This window comes from Rhizobium beringeri (assembly GCF_004306515.1).
In the GTDB taxonomy this organism is placed as follows: Bacteria; Pseudomonadota; Alphaproteobacteria; order Rhizobiales; family Rhizobiaceae; genus Rhizobium; species Rhizobium beringeri.
In genome coordinates, this window is sequence record NZ_SILG01000021.1 from 1 (window position 1) to 209 (window position 209).

Annotated in this window: 1 protein-coding gene; it reads left to right on the plus strand. The window is 53.1% G+C overall.

Features of this window, described 5'->3' with window-relative positions; genetic code table 11:
* Nucleotides 1–209: hypothetical protein (locus tag ELH03_RS37805; protein ID WP_207104548.1), on the plus strand; the 209-nt coding region annotated here is incomplete at both ends.

Here is a 209-nt window from a genome sequence, read left to right on the forward strand (position 1 = left end):
TCTAAAGATCAGCAACTACCTTCTTATCGCTGGCGGAAAAGCTTCGCTTTCCCTGGCGATGGTAGCTCCTCGTCCTGCGGACCATAACCTGAAGGCCGCAGGTTCAAATCCTGCCCCCGCAACCAAATTCCTCTCTAAAGATCAGCAACTACCTTCTTATCGCTGGCGGAAAAGCTTCGCTTTCCCTGGCGATGGTAGCTCCTCGTCCT